Genomic DNA, 16,570 nt, shown 5'->3' with positions numbered 1-16,570 from the left:
GTCATTGCCCGGGCAACGGCGCCCGCCGCGCCTGGGGCGCCGCCCACAGCAACTGGGCCACGCCGATGGCACGTTCCTCGAAGCCGCCCTGGCAGTAGCACAGGTAGAATTCCCACAAACGCTGAAAGGTCTCGTCGTAGCCCAGGTCCGCCAGCGTGCCACGTGCTTGGCGCAGATTGTCGCGCCAATGCCCCAGGGTGATGGCGTAATCGACGCCAAAATCCTCCAGGTGCACGAGGTTGAGCGCGGTGCGCCGGCTGGCGGTGTCCAGCAACACACTCAGCGAGGGCAGGGCGCCGCCGGGGAAGATGTAGCGCTGGATGAAATCCACCGAGCGGCGCGCCCGGGCGTAGCGTTGGTCACGAATGGTGATGGCCTGCAGCAACATCAGCCCGTCAGGCTTGAGCAGTGACGCGCACTGGCGGAAGTACACGGGCAAGTAGCGGTGCCCCACCGCTTCTATCATCTCGATGGAGACCAGTTTGTCGAAAGTCCCCGTCAGGTCGCGGTAATCGTCACACAGCACGGTCACCCGTTGCTCCAGCCCAAGGTCCTTCACCCGTTGCAGGGTATAGGTGTACTGCGCGTGCGACAGGGTCGTGGTGGTCACCCGGCAACCGTGGCGGGTGGCGGCGTGAATTGCCAGGCTGCCCCAGCCACAGCCGATTTCCAGCAGGTGATCCTGCGCGCTGAGCTCAAGCTTTTGGCAGATGCGCTCCAGCTTATGCTGCTGCGCCTGCTCCAGCGATTGCCCGGGGTATTCGAACTGCGCGGCCGAATACATCATGGTCGGGTCCAGCAGTTGCTCGAACAGGGTATTGCCCAGGTCGTAATGGGCCAGGATGTTGCGTCGAGCGCCGCTGCGGTTGTTGCGGTTTAGCCGGTGCAGCAGCCGCAGGGCAGGACGTCCCAGGCGCGCCAGGCCGCCCTCGAGGGCGTCGAGCACATCGAGGTTGGCCACGAACAGACGGGTGACCAACGCCAGGTCCGGGCTGCGCCAGTAACCATGGATATAGGCTTCGCCCGCGCCAATCGAGCCATTGCCGGCGATCAGGCTCCAGGCGGCATCCTCGAGTATCTCTATCTCGGCCTGCAGGGCGCTGCCAGGGTCGCCGAAGGTCCACTGGCGACCGTGGCAGAGCAGGCGCAGATGGCCGTGACGCAGTTTGCCCAGCTGGGCGAGCACGGCGTTGCGCGCCAGGCTGCCAAGCAGCGGCGCCAAGCCCGCAGACTTGCTAACACTCAGGGTCGGATTGGACATGATCGGGGTCCTCGCAGGGGTGGCCGAGTGCCAGGTCGCCCCGGCTGGCGCTGTGGTCGTGTATGGGGGTGCGTTTGATGAACAGGCGCAGGGCTTGCCAGTAGATGGCCCAGACGGTGCGCAGGCTCATCCAGGGGAAGGTCAGGACGTAGGCGCGTATGTCCTTGCCATCCAGGGGGCGGCGTTTCAGGGCCAGGTCGGCTTCGAAGACCTTCTGCTCGCCTTGCCAGTTCTCCATGTGAATGCGTACCTGCGCCTGGTCCAGGTGAAAACGCAGCCGATAGTCCATGTCCAGGGGCAGGAACGGCGATACATGAAAGGCCTTGGCCATGGCGAATGGCCTGGTCAGATCACCTTGTACCGGTAGCACATAGTGGAAACGCTCACGCCACGGGGTGTTGCGCACTTCCAGCAGGATTGCCGCCAGGTGTCCGTCGCGGTCATGGCAGAAATAGAAGCTCACCGGATTGAACGACAGCCCCCAGCAACGCAGTTGGGTCAGCAGGTACACGCGCCCGTCAGGCACTTGCCCGGTGGCCTGGCTCACCAGCAGTCGCGCGGCTTGGGCCAGCGGCAGACCTTGGCGGGTGAGGCTCGGCAGGTAGTCGGCTTCGCGCCAGCACAGCGGGGCCAGGCGCCAACGCCCCAGCCAACGAGACAGCCCCAGCCAGCCAGCCTGTTCATCCAGATCCAGGTAGAACATGCCGATCCTGTAACGAAAGGCATGGGCCCGTGGGCTCAGGCGCCGGTGGCTGATCCAACCCTGGCATAGGCCACTGTTCACAGTTGCTCTCCGAAATGCCTGGCGACCTGCAACGCACTGACCACTCCGTCCTCGTGGAAGCCATTGCCCCAGTAGGCGCCGCAGAAGTAGCTGTGTTGCTGGCCTTGCAATTGCATTTGCCGAGCCTGCGCGGCGGACGCCGCCAGGCTGTACTGCGGGTGGGCGTAGCTGAACCGCGCGAGGATCTGCGCGGGGTCGATCAGCGCGGTCTGATTCAGGCTGACGCAAAAGGTCGTCGGCGCTTCAATGCCCTGCAGGATGTTCATGTTGTAGGTCACCGCAGCTGGCGCCTGTTCGGGGCCGCCGAGGCGGTAATTCCAGCTGGCCCAGGCGTTGCGACGGCGTGGCAGCAGGCGGCTGTCGGTGTGCAGCACCACGTCGTTCTCGGCATAGCCGATGGCGCCCAGCACTGAACGTTCGTGCACGCTCGGCGCTTCCAGCAGCGCCAGGGCCTGGTCGCTGTGGCAGGCGAATACCACATTGTCGAAGCGCTCGGTACCGGCGTCGCTGACCAGGGTAACCCCGCCTTCGTCGCGACCGACCCGGTGCACCCGGCAGTCCAAGCGGATGCGCTCGGCGAAGGGGCGGCACAGCGGGGCGACATAACTGCGCGAGCCGCCCGCCACGACACGCCACTGCGGGCGCTGGTTCACTGACAGCAAGCCGTGGTTGCGACAGAAACGCACGAAGAATGCCAGCGGGAAACCGAGCATGTCGGCTCGCGACATCGACCAGATCGCAGAGCCCATGGGCACGATGTAATGCTCGATGAAACGCTGGCCGTAACCTCCTTCATCAAGGTACGCGCCCAATGTGGTGGTGGGCTCGATCCGCTGCTGTTCCAGGTCGGCGAGAGACTGCCGGTTGAAACGCAGGATATCGCGCAGCATGCCCCAGAACCCTGGTGACAGCAGGTTGCGGCGCTGGGCAAACAACGTGTTCAGATCGTGCCCGTTATACTCCAGGCCGCTGAGCGGATCATGCACGGAAAAACTCATCTGCGTCGGCTGCGAAGCGACCCCGAGTTGTTCGAGCAAACGAATGAAATGGGGATAGGTCCAGTCGTTGAACACGATGAACCCCGTGTCGATGGCATGGCGCTCACCGCGCCACACCACGTCGACGGTGTGGGTGTGGCCACCGACCCAGCCGGCGGCCTCGAAAACCGTTACTTCGTGCTTGCGCGACAACAGGTAGGCGCAGGTCAGGCCGGCGATGCCGCTGCCGATGATGGCTATACGCATGATTGATCAGTCCGTTTCTTGACGAGCCAGGCGCCGGCCCAATGCCAGGCGCGCTTGCGCCGGCAGCGCTCCGAGCAGGCGCAACCCCCAGGTGAACAGGCGCGGGAAGTTTATTTCCAGCGGCCGACGCGGCAGCCGTCTGACGATGTGCCGGGCGGCGCGCTGGGCTGACCACAGCTGAGGCATCGGGAAGTCGTTGCGACGCGTCAGCGGTGTGTCGACGAAGCCTGGATTGATCAGCGTGACGTCGATGCCGGCTTGCGCCAGATCGATGCGCTGCGACTCCACCAGGTAGCGCACAGCGGCCTTGGATGCGCCATAAGCGCCGGCGCGGGGCAAGGCCAGCCAGGTTACCGAGCTGCCCATGACCACCAGGTGCGGGCCGATACCGGCACGCAGCAGGGGCAGGGCGACCGCCAGGCAGTGGCTGAGGCTCAGCACATTGGTGCGGATAACGCGCTCGACCAGCGCCGGGTCGAACCGGCCGGGTTCCAGGTACTCGCAGGTACCGGCGTTGAAAATCGCCATGTCCAGGGCGCCCCAGGCCTGGCGAATGCGGTCTGCTATCTGCGCGACCTGCTCGGGATCGTCCAGATCGCCGTTGGCCAGCAGCACCTGCCCGGGAAAGCGCTCGGCAAAGGGCACCAGTTGCTCGACCCGGCGACCGCCCAGGGCAACCTGATGGCCTTGTTCCAGCAGGCACTGCGCGAGCGCCGCACCGATGCCGCTGCTGGCACCGGTCAACCAGCAGCGGCTCATGCCAACCGCCCCTTGAGCCAGCGAATCGCCCCCCCCATCAGCGGAATGTGCTCGTAGAGCAGCGCGCCGGCGTCGAAGAAATCCTGGTGGTAATGCACCCGGTCATGCCATTGCAGGTAACTGCAGCCTTGCAGGGAAACCGGGCGACCGCCTGCAAGCCGCGGATGACGAAATTGCAGGGTCCAACGCAGGTACCCTTGCCCGGTCCTCACCTCGTCGGCACCGGAGAATACGTAGCGGATGTCATGGGCGTTGGCGTACAGCTGGGCAAAATACGCCCGCAGCTCGCTCAGCCCTTCAATCCGATGCAGCGGGTCGCGGAAGGTGACGTTCTCGCTGTACAGGTTCTCTAGCGCTTCGAGGTGCTGCCCATCGAGCTGGGCGAAGCGCTCGGCGAAATTCTGCAGGTACGTTGACATGCTCGGCTCCGACAAATCCTGTACAAACAAATTTTTTGTACAGGTATAGAAGAAGCCTACGTTTAAATCTGTACAAGTCAACGTTCTTGTACAGATATTTTGCTCAGTGTCCGACCGCTGCCAACTGGCGGCGCAGGTCGGCGACCTCGACCTCCAGCTCGCGCACCCTTTCTTCGGCAGCGATCTGCGCCGAGACATCGTGTTGAATGCCGATGTAATAGGTCAGCTGGTCTGCCTCGTTATGTACCGGGGTGATGGACAATTCGTTCCAGAACGGGCTGCCGTCCTTGCGATAATTGCGCAGCACCTGACGGCAGGGCTGGCCCGTGTGGATCGCCTCGCGGATCACCGCGATACCCGGCTGCTGCTGATCCTGGCCCTGGAGGAAGCGGCAGTCCTGGTAGAGGATATCGTCCCCGCAGTAGCCGGTGAGGCGTTCAAAGGCGGGGTTGACGTAGATCAGGATGCTGTCGCGGCCTTCCTGCTCGGCAACGACAATGCCATCGTTGGAGTGCTCGACCATCAGTTGCAGGAGTTTTGCGTTGATCATTGGGGACACCCATGAAAATCTGAGCTGTATGGCGGGCGCAACAATACGAAGCGCCGGCGCGATTCTGTACATAATGGCCTATCTGAGCTCGCCGCAGAAAGAGCGTATGGGTTTAGAATGGGCCATCTTTCTAATGATTCCTCCTGATGACCGAAGTCACCTCACCCGATTTACTGCCCATGCGCGATGTGGTCAGCCTGACTGGCATCAATCCGGTGACCTTGCGCGCCTGGGAGCGACGTCACGGCCTGATCAGCCCGCAACGTACCGACGGTGGTCATCGCCTGTACACGCCCAGCGACGTGCAGCGCATTCGCGACATCCTGCACTGGACAGCCAACGGCCTGCCGATCAGCAAGGTCGGCGAAATGCTCGCCGCTCAGCGTCACACGCCGGTGCAGCAGGATTCGGCCTTCCAAGACTGGCGCGCGGCCCTGAAACGCGCGGCAATGGCGTTCGATACGCGCGGGTTGGAGGGTGTCCATGGCCAGTTGTTCACGCTCCTGCCCAAGGCCACCGTGCTGCGCGAAGTGCTGCTGCCGGTCTGGCAGGCGATGGGCGCGGGCAGGGCCTTCGGTGAGCGCAGTCAGTGGCTGTTCCTTGACACCTTCCTGCGCGCACGCCTGTTGCTGCGCCTGCAGATGAACCAGGCCGATGCGCCAAGGGTGCTGCTGGCCGGTACCGAAGGGGCTGCCGAACTGCCGTTGCTGTGTACCGGCCTGTTGCTCAGCAGCGAGCAACAGCGCGTCGACGTGCTCGGCTGCTGGCAGCCGTTGGAGGAACTCGCCCTGGTGTGCGCGGCGACTCAGCCAGCGGCGTTGGTGATTGCCGTGCAAGGCCCGGTGAACGCCGGGCTGGCCAAGCGGCTGCGGGCCTTGCAGCTGGAGATTGCCTGCCCGCTGGCCCTCACCGGGGTAGCTGGACCGCAAGCCGCGTTGCAAGGCATCCCGCTGCGTGTGCTGGACGAGCAGGGGGATGATGTGGCGGGGATGCTCAACGCGTTGCTCAGGGGAGCCCTGGATCTCTGAGAGCAGGGCCGCTGCGCCGATTAGGTCAACGCCAAAATGGATTGAATTTTGCCCTGCATTGCCGGTTCTACCGCATCAAGCTCCTCGATTTCTTACTTGCCCGGAGCTTGATTGCAGGAGAGCCGTGTGCCTCGAATCATCACCCCATCGACCCCCGAACACGAAATCACCGAGCACAACGCCAGGATGTTCGGTTCGCCCAAGGAGCGTCTGGACTTCTATCGGCGCGAGATCCAGTACGAAACCAGCATCCTGGCCAATCGTACCGACGCCTATCTGGCCGCCCAGTCGTTTCTGGTCATCGCTTTCGTCTCGTCCATGGGCAACCTCAATCAAGGGTGGGGGGAGATGTTCACCCTGATCGTGCCCGCGTTCCTTGCTTTGCTTGGCGTGCTGAGTTCGCTCAATGCCTGGCCAGGTATTCGCGCGGCGTACAACATCATCGATCACTGGCAACTCAAGCAGAGCCACTTGCTGCGCAGCGAGCCCTTGATGGGGCTGGCCTATGACGAATCGCCCCTGTTCTGCGAGGCCGAAACATCACGTGCGGGGCATCGCAAGTCATTGCTCTTTTCCCTGCGTACTCCGTGGATCTTTCTGGTGTTCTGGGTGCTGCTGGGGAGTTACTCGGTGTATATCCAATTGGCCTGATTAGGTTGTCATGCGGGGAAGCATGGCCCCCGCTCGCTGGCACGGGGCAGGGGCCGTGCGGCAATGTCAGCGCCCCAGCGCAGCGATCAACTGTTCGTTGAACGCCGGGATATCGTCCGGCGTACGGCTGCTGATCAGGTTACCATCCACCACCACCGCTTCATCGATCCAGCTGCCGCCGGCGTTGCGGATGTCGTCCTGCAACGTCTTGTAGCTGGTCATTCGCTTGCCCTTGACCAGGCCGGTCGAGACCAGCAGCCATCCACCGTGGCAGATCACCGCCAACGGTTTGCCTGCAGAGTCATGGCTTTTGACCAATTCCTGGGCGCCGGGTATCAGGCGAATGGTGTCGGAGTTCTGCACGCCGCCGGGCAGCACGAGGGCATCATACAGATCGAGCCGGGCACTTTCGAACGTGGCATCCACCGGGAATTCGTCGGCGGGCTGGTCGTGATTCCAGCCGCGTACAGTCCCATCCTTTTCGCTCAGGATATCGACCACCGCGCCCAGCTTTTGCAGGGCTTCACGAGGGCCGGTCAACTCCACCTGTTCAAACCCGTCGGTGACCAGAAAGGCCACGCGCTTGCCATTCAATTGTGCACTCATCGTCGTGTTTCCTTTATTGATAGGCTTGATAGGGCAGGCCCCGGGCGTGCGGCGAAGTTCCAACGGATTGCCGGAAGGCCTCGCCGCGCACCGGACATCAGTGCTTGCCAGGTAACAGCGTCCCCAGGACCTGCTTGGCCGTCTGCACGATTATCCCTGCCTCGTCAGGGTCGCCCTTGAGCAGGGTGCTGGCGAACTGCTTCGCTTGTTCCAGCTTGATGTGCGGGGGGAGCGGCGGCACGTTGGGGTCGGTCTTGAATTCGATCAGCACCGGGCGGTCGGCGGCCAGGGCCCGATCCCAGGCGCTGGCGACCTCGTCTTCGCGCTCGACGAAGATGCCCTGCAGGCCGATGGAAATGGCAAACAGGTGGTAGGGCACATCGGGTATGGACTGGGACGCCTCGAACTTCGGGTCGCCTTCCATGACCCGCTGCTCCCAGGTGACCTGGTTGAGGTCCTCGTTGTTGAACACGGCGCAGATCCATTTGGGGTTTTCCCATTGCTGCCAGTACTTGGCCACGGTGATCAGCTCGGCCAGGTTGTTCATCTGCATCGCACCGTCGCCCACCAGGGCAATCACCGGGCGCTGCGGGTGCGCAAACTTGGCGGCGATCGCATAGGGCACGGCGGCGCCCATGCACGCCAGGCCGCCGGACAACGAACACTGCATGCCCTGGCGGATCATCAGGTCACGCGCGAACCAGTTGGCGCAGGAGCCGGAGTCACTGGTGACGATGGCCGCATCCGGCAGTCGCGGGGAGAGCTCGTGCACCACCCGCTGCGGGTTGATCGGGTCGGCCTTGGTCAGGGCGCGTTTTTCCAGGGTCTTGTCCCAGCGCGCGCGCCAGCCTTCGATCTTCTTGCGCCAGCGCCGGTCGGGCTTGTGCTCGAGCAATGGCAAGAGCGCCTGCAGGGTTTCGCCGGCGTCGCCGACCAGGTTGACCTCCATCGGATAACGCAGGCTGAGCATGTCAGGTTGCAGGTCGATCTGCACGCCGCGAGCCTGGCCTTCCTTGGGCAGGAATTCGGAATAGGGAAAACCCGAACCGATCATCAGCAAGGTGTCGCACTCAGTCATCAGCTTGTAGCTGGGCTCGGTGCCGAGCAGGCCGATTGACCCTGTGACCCAGGGCAGGGTATCCGGCAGCACGGCTTTGCCCAGCAGCGCCTTGGCAACGCCCGCCCCGAGCTTTTCGGCCACCGCCTCCACCTGTTCGCTCGCCTGCAGAGCGCCAGCACCGACCAGGATGGCCACCTTGCGACCGGCATTGAGCACATCGGCGGCCTGCTGAAGGTCAGACGTGTAGGGCAGCACCTTCGGCTTGCTGTAGCCGACGCCGGAGTGCACGGTGCCGTGGGCCCTGGCGGGCGCCTCATAGGGCAGGTCCTGCAGGTCATTGGGCAGGATGATGGCGGTTACCCGGCGCTCGCCCACGGCCGTGCGCACGGCGCGGTCGAGCAGGTGGCGTACCTGGGCAGGGGTGGACGCCTGCTGCACGAACGCCCCGGCCACATCCTTGAACATCGACAGCAAGTCCAGCTCCTGCTGATAGTGCCCGCCCAGCGCCGCTCGTGCCTGCTGGCCAACGATGGCCAGCACCGGCTGGTGATCCATGCGCGCATCGTACAGGCCGGTAAGCAGGTGCGAGGCACCTGGGCCCGAGGTAGCGATGCATACGCCCAGCTCACCGGTGAACTTGGCGTGGGCGCTGGCCATGAACGCGGCCATCTCCTCATGGCGGGCCTGAATGAATTCGATCTTGCCGTTGGCCCGGTTCAACGCGCCGAACACACCGTTGATGCCGTCGCCCGGGTAACCATAGATACGCCGCACGCCCCACTGGTACAAACGCTCGACCAGGAAGTCACCTACCGTCGTTGTCATCGTCGTGTCCCTGTCAGTGATGGATAGGGTCTGGACTGGATCGCGCAGGCGAAAGTTTCACTGGGTGTAGCTGGTCGCCCGGCATGAACCTCGAAGCTGGCTCGTATTCTCAAGGGTATTGCCCAACTTCATCGCGAGGCCCTCATGTTTACCCTCGACAGCACCACCCAACCGCAGAGGACGCTGCATTTCGCCGATGACGGCGCGACGCCGAACAGCCGCTTCGCCGTATTGCTCTACCGCCTGCGCCTTGCACCGGCCGATGACAACGCCAGCGCGTTCGAGGCGTTGTTCGCCGCCCACCAATGGACGCCGTTGTGGCGCGACGGCATTTTTGAGTACCAGCATTTCCACCCCAATGCCCATGAGGTGCTGGGTGTCGCAAGCGGGCAGGCGCGGGTGACACTGGGCGGCGCGGGCGGCCAGACGTTGACCGTGAAAGCGGGCAATGTCCTGGTCCTGCCGGCTGGCACTGGCCATTGCTGTGTCGAGCACAGCGATGACTTCCTGGTGGTGGGGGCTTACCCGCTGGGGCAGGAGCAGTACGCCATCCAACGACCCGAGGATGGCGCGCACGACCAGGCGCTGGCGCGCATCGCCGCCGTGCCCAGGCCAGCGCAAGATCCGGTGACCGGCGCACGAGGCGCCCTGATGACGCTATGGCGCTGATCACCAGCCAACGGCATTCAGGCCTCTTTGAAGCGCAGCATGTCTTCCTGGGGTAGCGCGGTGACCTTGATCGCCCGCACCGGCACGGCAAACTTCGCACCGATCCTGGAGAACCGCTCCAGCAGGTGGAAATTGATCGCCTGCTGGATATCCATGTACAGGTTGTAGCCGGGGTCCTTGACGATATACACGCACTCGAACTCCAGCGCCTCCTTGCCGAAGCCACGCAGGTGGGCGCGATCGAAGCGCGCCTGGCCCTGTGCCTTGATCGCCTCCTCGATGATGCCCGGTGCCTTCTTCACGGCATCGGTGGGGGTGTCGTAGGACAAGCCGAACTCGAACACGATGCGTCGCTCCTGCAGGCGCTTGTAGTTCTGGATGGTGCTGCTGATCATGCTGGCATTGGCCATGACGATCTGCTCGCCGCCCAGGCTGCGGATGCGTGTGGTCTTCAGCCCGACATGCTCCACGGTGCCGGCCAGGGGGCCGACGACGATGAAGTCGCCCACCTCGAAGGGCTTGTCCACGGCGATCGACAGCGAGGCGAACAGGTCGCCGAGGATGTTCTGCACCGCCAGCGCCACGGCGATGCCACCCACCCCGAGGCTGGCGACGAAGGCGGTGATGTTCACCCCCAGGTTGGACAGCATGGCCAGCACCACCACCGACCACAACAGCACCCGCGCGCCCCAGGCGGACAGGGTGGCCAGCGCGCTCCCCTGGTTCAGCCCGTCGCCGCCGTGCCGAGCGAAATAGCGGCGCAGGCCCAGGGCGATGGCGCGGTTGGCCCACAGGCCGATCTGCAGCGCCGCCACCACGAACCACAGGCTGCCCACCCGGGCTAGCCAACGCTCGGGCAAATCGAGCATGCCCAGGCCCACCAGCAGCGAGGCGAGCAGCAGCAAGGCATTGCTGGTGCCGTCGAGCACCTTGGCCAGCACTTGGCTGAACGCGCCGTCGTGTTCCGACCAGCGCCGTACCCGCCGCTGCACGAAGCTGATCGCCGCCCGCGCCGCGACAAAGGTCAGGGTGGCGACGCCCAACGCCAGCAGCAGGTTGAGGATTGAGATACCGAATAGTGCGGTATCGGTGAACAGTTCAATGATGCGGTCATTCATGAGTGGCTCGCCTCCTGGTTGCCCTCGGGGGATGTGCAGCGTCCTTTCATGGGACGTCGAGGTGCGGCCAGAGGTCGATCGGATTTTCACCGCCGGGTTTTCGGAACGTCTTGACCCCGCCGCCACTCCACCGCTTCACAGCGCCTGACAGGAGCAAGCGGATGATTTATCTAGGCTGTGCCGGCTGGAGCATTTCGCGACCTTATGTCGACGCGTTTCCCGCGCAAGGCAGCCACCTGCAGCGCTATGCGCGGCGGCTGAACGCGGTCGAGATCAACAGCGCGTTCTACCGCCCGCACCGCCCTGAAACCTATGCGCGATGGGCCGCCTCGGTGCCGACGACATTTCGCTTTTCCGTCAAGCTGCCCAGGACCATCACCCATGAACAGCGCCTGCACGCCTGCGGACCGCTGCTCGATGGGTTTCTCGCCCAGTGCGGCCAGCTGGGGGAGCGCCTCGGTTGCCTGCTGGTCCAGTTGCCACCTTCGTTGGCCTACGACGCCCAAATGGCGCGTCGCTTCTTCGAAGCGTTGCGCGAACGCCATGCCGGACCAGTGGCGGTCGAGCCGCGCCACGCTTCGTGGCATGCGGCGCAGTCAATGCTCGTCGCGCTGCGCATCGCCCAGGTGGCCGCCAGCCCGCCGCGCCTGGTCAGCGATGCCGAGCCCGGCGGGTGGCCAGGGCTGGAGTATTGGCGCCTGCATGGCGAGCCGCGTGTCTACTACAGCGCTTATTCCGACCATTACCTGCAGGCTTTGGCGGCGCGGCTGCGGGCGAGTGCTGCCAGCCAGACAGATATCTGGTGCATATTCGACAATACCGCCGCCGGCGCCGCCTTGGGCAATGCCCTGGCAACCTGGGATCAGTTGTGCTGATGCAGTCGGATCAAACTTTCCCAGGCGGCCGGTACTCTTCTGAAAGACAGTCATCCGCCACGGGACCCTTTCATGAAACAGCCTGAATCCAAACCCGCTGACAAGACCCCACGCCCCATTTCCTCGGAAGAGGCCCAAAAAGGGCAGCCTGCGCCGGATCCGATGCTCGAGCGCCCGGATCCGGATACAGAGGCGGTCGACAAGGTGATAACGCCGACTTCAATCAAAGAGCAGGAAGAGCAGATCCGTGCGATCGAGAAGCGCCTGCGCGACGTTGACGACAAAGCCTGATATAGACGTGCCAGCGAGGGATGAGCTTGATTGAGCACGCCGATGCGGCTGCGGCGCTGCTGGCCGCGCGGGCTCAATTCGCCATCACCATTGGTCTTCATATTGTCCTTGCCGCCTTCAGCATTGGCCTGGCGCAGTGGTTGATGGCCTTGGAAGCCTGGTGGCTGTGGCGCCGACAGCCAGCCGTGTTGGCGCTATACCGCTACTGGCTGAAAGTGTTTGCCTTGACCGTGGCCGCCGGGACCGCCTTCGGCCTGGTCATGGAGTATCAGTTCGGTCTGAATTGGGCACGGCTGTCGCTGGCAGTCGGCGAGATCATCGGTCCATTGATGCTCTATGAGGTACTGGTGGCATTCTTTCTGAAAGCGGGTTTTCTCGGGGTGATGTTGTTCGGCCAGAACAAGGTCGGGCCGAAGCTGCATTTTTTCGCGACCTACGCGGTGGCCTGTGCACTGGCGCTGGTGCTGGTGCTGGGTTACTCATGGCTGGGTGCCTGCTGGCTGTACTGGCGATGCGAAGGCCCGCTGCAACGTCGGGCAGCCAGCCAGGCCAAGCTGCTCTGCGGCCTATGCCCTGGCGGCGCTGGCTGGTGTGCTGGCGTTGACGTTGCAACTCGATACGCAGTATTGGCATCGCCTCGGCCAGCCCTCGCTGCTCGTAGGCGCCGGGGTAGCGAGCATTGGATTGCTGGTGGGGTTCGCTCGCGCCTGGCGCTGTGCACACCACTGGCTGCCGCTGTCTTGTGCCCTGGGCATGATCGTCGTGGCATTCACCCTCATGCTGGTAGCGCTCTTTCCCAATGCCATCCCGCCGGCACTGACTCTTGAACAGGCGGCGGCAAGCGCTGCCACTCAAGTGTTTGTACTGGTTGGCTTTGCCCTGGTTGTGCCTGTCACGCTGGGCTACAACACCTGGGGCTTCAGGGTGTTTTCGGGAAAGGTCAGGGCTCGGGCAGGCAGGGGACGACGCCTGGCCAATGAATGCGCCACGCCATTCGTCCGACATTCAGGAAATGTGCTGAACGCCTGGCAGGGTAAATGCCCTTATGCAAGTCAAACAGGCGCTATTCAACTTCCAATAAAAATACGGCCAGAGGCCTCTGCATAATGACGACTCCCCCGACCGACCTGGATGTGGCAATGGAAATTGGCATCAGCGAAACCGAGGTCAAGCGCTATCGGGGCGATACCTTTTTGCTGGGTGACGGCGCATGGCTTGTCCACTTCGGATACACCATGCCCAAGGAGCTGCGTTCGCGCCTGACCGGCAGCTTTACGCTTATCTTCAAGCCGCACATGTCACTAGGTGACAGACGAAGACCAGGGTAGGGCGCACGCGCTCCTGGTACACCTAATGGCGCCTGCGCTCCAGTGTCGCCAGCACCCAGCCCGCCACGAATCCCAGGGACAAGGCGGTTGCCAGGATGGCTGCGGGGTGGCGTTGCAGGCGCTCGACACCCGCCACCAGACGCCGTCCCTGCGTCGCTGCGAAGGCTGGAACTTCAGGTACTGATGGCCGCTGTCCAGGCTGTTCGACTTCACTGCCCCCCTCGTCGGAAGGCCAGTGTTCAAGGCGCGACACTGCCAGGGAAGTGCCATCCGCCAAGGTCAGCACCAGGTCCTTGATCTCGCCGGCGAAGCGGTTGGCGAACACCGGCTCGCCCGTGGCATCGAGGTTGTCATAGATGAATCGCCGCCCCTCCAGCCACCCCACGGCGGTCAGCAGCTCCGGCCCCAGATAGTACTTGCCGTCGAGGAAGAAGCCGGTGAACGGATGCACCCGCTCGAGGTTTTCCACGGTATAGCGTTCTCCCGGCTTCATACCGGTGGCGGGATCGATCATGGCTGCACGCTCCGTGTGGCGATAGTGCGAAACACACAGCCGTGCCTGCTCAGGACGAGCGGATCCGCAAGCATTTCGATACGGACATCGCCGGTACCGTGACAGATCAAAGGCCTCATGGGTTGGTTCTCCTGTACGCTGTGGGGATGGTCTATTCAGGGGAAGCCAGGAAGCGCGTTAAAGTTCAAGCGCAGATCACCAGTGGCATTTGCGTCGCGCCGACCGTCCAGGCGGCTGGAGGGAACCTCGTGCGACGCACAGGCATCTTCCGTCAAAGAAAGCAGGGCGGTCCGAGATGAATGCCTTCAGCGACCCGATGACCCCGGCGCAATGCCGGCTGGCAGCGATCAACCACTGGTTCGACACCTACGACAACCAGGCCCTGCGCCGGCACTGTCCAAGCACCTATCACGATGAACTCCTGCGCCAGGCCGACGAGATGGACCGGCTGCGGTTGATCGACTGGACTGAGTGGCGCGACCTGCGCCGGCTTGCTGATCGAGCGTTCGTGAAGGCGGTGGCCGGCGCGGACTACCACCTTGTGTAGCTGCTTGGGCACTGCCGACCATTCGTCCAGCCGATCGCACTTCGTCAGCGGCAATGGCTTCAACCGTTCAGCCGAACCCACTCAGGAGTGAGCGACATGCCCCGTGGAGACAAAGACAAGTACACCGAGAAACAGAAGCGCAAGGCCGAACACATCGAGCAAAGCTACGAGGACAAGGGCCTGTCCAAGGACGAGGCCGAGTCCCGTGCCTGGGCTACCGTCAACAAGCAGTCCGGCGGCGGCGACAAGTCCGGCGGATCGGGCAGCAAGACGTCGTCGAGCGAAAAGAAGACCGCACGTTCAGATTCGGCCAAGCGGGCCGCGAAAACCCGTCAGGGCCATGGACGTCAATCTGGCACCTCACTGGAGACGCAGACCAAGGAAAGCCTGATGAAAGAGGCGCGCAGCAAGGATATCAAGGGGCGTTCGCGCATGACCAAGGCGCAACTGGTCGAGGCGTTGCGCAGGAAAGGCTGATGCGGCGCTGACCGGCCAGTGACGGTTCTAGGCTTGGAGAAGGACAGCCATGCCTGATCCACCGGCGTTATTCAACGCGTCTCCGTTATGGTCGCCGCGGCCACTTCGGCCAGCCAGGCCAACAGTGCCTTCATGTGTGGCTGCCGTTCCCGGCCCGGTACGCAGACCGCCATGTAGCGCGGCCCCGGCAGGCTGACGTCGGGCCGGAAGGCCGCCAGTTCGCCACGTTGCACGCTATCGGCCACCAGTACGTTGCTGGCGAGCACCAGGCCTTGGCCTGCAACGGCGGCGCTCAAGGCAAAATGCTCGTCATCGAATTCGCGCATGCGTGCACGCTCAAGCCAGTCTTGGCAGCCCGCCGCCTCACACCAAAGCTGCCAGCTGATCGAACAGCCTTGCGGGACCTGCCAGCGCAGGTCGATCAACTGGAGCTGTTCAACCGCCATGGCGGCGAGCACCGCAGGCGCGGCATAGACCGCGAAACGCTCCTCCATCAACGGCAGGTTGAACAGCTTCGGGTCGGTGTGGCTGACGGCTCGAATTGCCAGGTCGATGCTGGAATCGCGCAGCAGGTCGACCAGTTCGTTGCCGGTGTCGATGCGCAGGTTGAACGCCTCGAAAGCACGGTAGAAATCGCCCAACCTCGGAATCAGCCAGGCGGCGGCCAGCCCGGGCGTAGTGGACAGGGTCAGGGACTGTGATGCGGTGCCGGGCAGGAAGTGCTCCAGGCTACGACTGATATCCAGGAGTGCGCCATGGACCTGGCGATAGAGCCGCTCGCCTTGCTCGGTGAGCCTCACACCCTGCGCGCTGCGCTCGAACAGCAAAGTGCCAAGCCGGGTCTCCAGCACCTTCACCTGGTGGGAAATGGCCCCGGGCGTGACCGAGAGCTCCTCGGCCGCGGCCTTGAAGCTGGTGAGGCGCGCCGCGGCCTCGAAGCTGCGCAACGCGTTGAGCGGAAGCGAAGAGAACACCGACCACCTCGAGGGATGAATTGGATTGATGCCCGCTCAATTTATCTCATTTTTCGTGGCGGTCACCGAGCGCTAACGTGGCGGCATCCGCTTTCACCGCCCACAGGTGCACCGCCATGCAAGGTCCCGCCCGCAAGATCGTCCAGGCCGTTCTTTACGAGGCGATCGCCGTCGCTGTGCTGTCACCGGCCATCGCCCTGGTCTACGACAACGGTTTGGCGCATGCCGGCGCGCTGTCGTTGATGCTGTCCGCCAGCGCGCTGGCCTGGAACGTGGTGTACAACTATCTGTTCGAGTTTTGGGAGCTCCGTCAGCCGAACCGTGCCCGCACCCTCGGCAGGCGCTTGCTGCACTCGGCGGGGTTCGAAGGTGGGTTGGTACTGCTGCTGGTGCCACTGGTGGCCTGGTGGCTGCAGATTTCCTGGTGGGCGGCGCTGGTGACCGACCTGGGGTTGTTCGTGTTCTTCTTCTTTTATGCGCTGGTGTTTCAGTGGGCGTTCGACCGCGTGTTCGATGTGCCTGTCTCGGCGCAGGGCGAGGTATCGGCCGAGGCTTGTGCGGGGCGAGGGTAGGGCGGCTGCGAGGCGAGG

The 16,570-nt window shown here is 63.6% G+C and carries 20 protein-coding genes and 2 pseudogenes; 11 read left to right on the top strand and 11 right to left on the bottom strand.

All coding sequences use genetic code 11. The features are described from left to right. Position 1: 1 nt before the first annotated feature. From BMY03_RS00485 to BMY03_RS00460, 6 genes are all read right to left on the bottom strand, one after another. Complete coding sequence (locus BMY03_RS00485) at positions 2 to 1,261, bottom strand: SAM-dependent methyltransferase (RefSeq protein ID WP_094009955.1); 1,260 nt, start codon at positions 1,259 to 1,261, stop codon at positions 2 to 4. Beyond that, positions 1,236 to 2,045: a DUF1365 domain-containing protein gene (locus tag BMY03_RS00480; protein ID WP_038706154.1), complete on the bottom strand. Its 810-nt coding sequence runs from the start codon at positions 2,043 to 2,045 to the stop codon at positions 1,236 to 1,238. Before BMY03_RS00480 ends, BMY03_RS00485 begins: the two co-directional genes overlap by 26 nt. Next, positions 2,042 to 3,289 (bottom strand): NAD(P)/FAD-dependent oxidoreductase, encoded by a 1,248-nt coding sequence (locus BMY03_RS00475; protein ID WP_094009954.1) that lies wholly within the window; start codon positions 3,287 to 3,289, stop codon positions 2,042 to 2,044. The genes BMY03_RS00480 and BMY03_RS00475 overlap by 4 nt, the downstream gene beginning before the upstream one ends. A gap of 6 nt (positions 3,290 to 3,295) precedes the next feature. Further along, positions 3,296 to 4,048, bottom strand: coding sequence for an SDR family NAD(P)-dependent oxidoreductase (locus BMY03_RS00470; protein WP_094009953.1), 753 nt, complete (start codon positions 4,046 to 4,048; stop codon positions 3,296 to 3,298). Beyond that, positions 4,045 to 4,467 carry a nuclear transport factor 2 family protein gene (locus BMY03_RS00465; protein WP_023630689.1) on the bottom strand — a complete coding sequence of 141 codons (423 nt, stop codon included), beginning with the start codon at positions 4,465 to 4,467 and terminating at the stop codon, positions 4,045 to 4,047. The genes BMY03_RS00470 and BMY03_RS00465 overlap by 4 nt, the downstream gene beginning before the upstream one ends. Positions 4,468 to 4,570: 103 nt before the next feature. Then, positions 4,571 to 5,017, bottom strand: a complete 447-nt coding sequence (locus BMY03_RS00460; protein WP_094009952.1) for a PAS domain-containing protein — start codon at positions 5,015 to 5,017, stop codon at positions 4,571 to 4,573. Between the two features lie 146 nt (positions 5,018 to 5,163). Here BMY03_RS00460 and BMY03_RS00455 point away from each other — a divergent pair, with 146 nt between their 5' ends. Further along, the gene (locus BMY03_RS00455; protein ID WP_038706152.1) at positions 5,164 to 6,045 is read left to right on the top strand and encodes a MerR family transcriptional regulator; all 882 of its coding nucleotides are present in this window, start codon (positions 5,164 to 5,166) and stop codon (positions 6,043 to 6,045) included. Positions 6,046 to 6,171: 126 nt separating this feature from the next. Then, the gene (locus BMY03_RS00450) at positions 6,172 to 6,696 is read left to right on the top strand and encodes a hypothetical protein (protein WP_023630687.1); all 525 of its coding nucleotides are present in this window, start codon (positions 6,172 to 6,174) and stop codon (positions 6,694 to 6,696) included. 66 nt (positions 6,697 to 6,762) lie between these two features. On the opposite strand, the gene BMY03_RS00445 is transcribed toward BMY03_RS00450, so the two are convergent. Continuing rightward, on the bottom strand, positions 6,763 to 7,302 hold the full coding sequence (locus BMY03_RS00445; RefSeq protein ID WP_023630686.1) for a type 1 glutamine amidotransferase domain-containing protein: 540 nt from the start codon (positions 7,300 to 7,302) through the stop codon (positions 6,763 to 6,765). Between the two features lie 97 nt (positions 7,303 to 7,399). Beyond that, a complete protein-coding gene (locus tag BMY03_RS00440; protein ID WP_094009951.1) occupies positions 7,400 to 9,187 on the bottom strand; it encodes a thiamine pyrophosphate-requiring protein in 1,788 nt (595 codons plus the stop codon). A 144-nt stretch (positions 9,188 to 9,331) separates the two neighbouring features. Between BMY03_RS00440 and BMY03_RS00435 the strand changes: the two genes are divergently transcribed. After that, the gene (locus BMY03_RS00435; RefSeq protein WP_038706150.1) at positions 9,332 to 9,856 is read left to right on the top strand and encodes a cupin domain-containing protein; all 525 of its coding nucleotides are present in this window, start codon (positions 9,332 to 9,334) and stop codon (positions 9,854 to 9,856) included. Between the two features lie 17 nt (positions 9,857 to 9,873). Here BMY03_RS00435 and BMY03_RS00430 read toward each other — a convergent pair whose 3' ends face one another. Then, complete coding sequence (locus BMY03_RS00430; protein ID WP_094009950.1) at positions 9,874 to 10,974, bottom strand: mechanosensitive ion channel family protein; 1,101 nt, start codon at positions 10,972 to 10,974, stop codon at positions 9,874 to 9,876. 161 nt (positions 10,975 to 11,135) lie between these two features. On the opposite strand from BMY03_RS00430, the gene BMY03_RS00425 reads away from it, so the two are divergent. From BMY03_RS00425 to BMY03_RS00410, 5 genes and pseudogenes are all read left to right on the top strand, one after another. Next, entirely contained in the window at positions 11,136 to 11,849 is a 714-nt protein-coding gene (locus tag BMY03_RS00425; protein WP_094009949.1) for a DUF72 domain-containing protein, read from the top strand. A 72-nt stretch (positions 11,850 to 11,921) separates the two neighbouring features. After that, on the top strand, positions 11,922 to 12,140 hold the full coding sequence (locus BMY03_RS00420) for a hypothetical protein (RefSeq protein WP_094009948.1): 219 nt from the start codon (positions 11,922 to 11,924) through the stop codon (positions 12,138 to 12,140). 20 nt (positions 12,141 to 12,160) lie between these two features. Continuing rightward, positions 12,161 to 12,535, top strand: a pseudogene (locus BMY03_RS26825) (cytochrome ubiquinol oxidase subunit I); the annotation flags it as partial. 52 nt (positions 12,536 to 12,587) lie between these two features. Continuing rightward, positions 12,588 to 13,247 (top strand): cytochrome d ubiquinol oxidase subunit II, encoded by a 660-nt coding sequence (locus tag BMY03_RS26820; protein ID WP_425311891.1) that lies wholly within the window; start codon positions 12,588 to 12,590, stop codon positions 13,245 to 13,247. A gap of 32 nt (positions 13,248 to 13,279) precedes the next feature. Continuing rightward, entirely contained in the window at positions 13,280 to 13,468 is a 189-nt protein-coding gene (locus tag BMY03_RS00410) for a hypothetical protein (RefSeq protein ID WP_237750143.1), read from the top strand. Between the two features lie 237 nt (positions 13,469 to 13,705). Here the strand turns inward: BMY03_RS00410 and BMY03_RS26495 are convergent. Then, positions 13,706 to 13,982 (bottom strand): annotated as a pseudogene (locus tag BMY03_RS26495) (SDR family oxidoreductase); the annotation flags it as partial. A 295-nt stretch (positions 13,983 to 14,277) separates the two neighbouring features. Between BMY03_RS26495 and BMY03_RS00400 the strand changes: the two are divergent. Then, entirely contained in the window at positions 14,278 to 14,529 is a 252-nt protein-coding gene (locus BMY03_RS00400) for a hypothetical protein (protein ID WP_023630435.1), read from the top strand. Between the two features lie 96 nt (positions 14,530 to 14,625). Then, positions 14,626 to 15,006, top strand: a complete 381-nt coding sequence (locus tag BMY03_RS00395) for a termination factor Rho (RefSeq protein ID WP_094009945.1) — start codon at positions 14,626 to 14,628, stop codon at positions 15,004 to 15,006. A gap of 71 nt (positions 15,007 to 15,077) precedes the next feature. Here the strand turns inward: BMY03_RS00395 and BMY03_RS00390 are convergent, their stop codons facing one another. Continuing rightward, entirely contained in the window at positions 15,078 to 15,980 is a 903-nt protein-coding gene (locus tag BMY03_RS00390) for a LysR substrate-binding domain-containing protein (protein WP_094009944.1), read from the bottom strand. A 116-nt stretch (positions 15,981 to 16,096) separates the two neighbouring features. Between BMY03_RS00390 and BMY03_RS00385 the strand changes: the two genes are divergently transcribed. Then, positions 16,097 to 16,552 (top strand): PACE efflux transporter, encoded by a 456-nt coding sequence (locus BMY03_RS00385; RefSeq protein WP_094009943.1) that lies wholly within the window; start codon positions 16,097 to 16,099, stop codon positions 16,550 to 16,552. Positions 16,553 to 16,570: the final 18 nt, after the last annotated feature.

The sequence above is a fragment of the Pseudomonas soli genome, from assembly GCF_900110655.1.
Lineage (GTDB): Bacteria > Pseudomonadota > Gammaproteobacteria > Pseudomonadales > Pseudomonadaceae > Aquipseudomonas > Aquipseudomonas soli.
Note: the sequence above shows the minus strand (reverse complement) of the source record. Positions and strands in the feature narration are given on the sequence as shown.

Coding starts and splice junctions, on each gene's coding strand:
- BMY03_RS00485 (WP_094009955.1), bottom strand. CDS start 1,261: ATGTCCAATCCGACCCTGAGTGTTAGCAAGTCTGCGGGCTTGGCGCCG.
- BMY03_RS00475 (WP_094009954.1), bottom strand. CDS start 3,289: ATGCGTATAGCCATCATCGGCAGCGGCATCGCCGGCCTGACCTGCGCC.
- BMY03_RS00470 (WP_094009953.1), bottom strand. CDS start 4,048: ATGAGCCGCTGCTGGTTGACCGGTGCCAGCAGCGGCATCGGTGCGGCG.
- BMY03_RS00465 (WP_023630689.1), bottom strand. CDS start 4,467: ATGTCAACGTACCTGCAGAATTTCGCCGAGCGCTTCGCCCAGCTCGAT.
- BMY03_RS00460 (WP_094009952.1), bottom strand. CDS start 5,017: ATGATCAACGCAAAACTCCTGCAACTGATGGTCGAGCACTCCAACGAT.
- BMY03_RS00455 (WP_038706152.1), top strand. CDS start 5,164: ATGACCGAAGTCACCTCACCCGATTTACTGCCCATGCGCGATGTGGTC.
- BMY03_RS00445 (WP_023630686.1), bottom strand. CDS start 7,302: ATGAGTGCACAATTGAATGGCAAGCGCGTGGCCTTTCTGGTCACCGAC.
- BMY03_RS00440 (WP_094009951.1), bottom strand. CDS start 9,187: ATGACAACGACGGTAGGTGACTTCCTGGTCGAGCGTTTGTACCAGTGG.
- BMY03_RS00435 (WP_038706150.1), top strand. CDS start 9,332: ATGTTTACCCTCGACAGCACCACCCAACCGCAGAGGACGCTGCATTTC.
- BMY03_RS00430 (WP_094009950.1), bottom strand. CDS start 10,974: ATGAATGACCGCATCATTGAACTGTTCACCGATACCGCACTATTCGGT.
- BMY03_RS00425 (WP_094009949.1), top strand. CDS start 11,136: ATGATTTATCTAGGCTGTGCCGGCTGGAGCATTTCGCGACCTTATGTC.
- BMY03_RS00420 (WP_094009948.1), top strand. CDS start 11,922: ATGAAACAGCCTGAATCCAAACCCGCTGACAAGACCCCACGCCCCATT.
- BMY03_RS00410 (WP_237750143.1), top strand. CDS start 13,280: ATGGAAATTGGCATCAGCGAAACCGAGGTCAAGCGCTATCGGGGCGAT.
- BMY03_RS00400 (WP_023630435.1), top strand. CDS start 14,278: ATGAATGCCTTCAGCGACCCGATGACCCCGGCGCAATGCCGGCTGGCA.
- BMY03_RS00395 (WP_094009945.1), top strand. CDS start 14,626: ATGCCCCGTGGAGACAAAGACAAGTACACCGAGAAACAGAAGCGCAAG.
- BMY03_RS00385 (WP_094009943.1), top strand. CDS start 16,097: ATGCAAGGTCCCGCCCGCAAGATCGTCCAGGCCGTTCTTTACGAGGCG.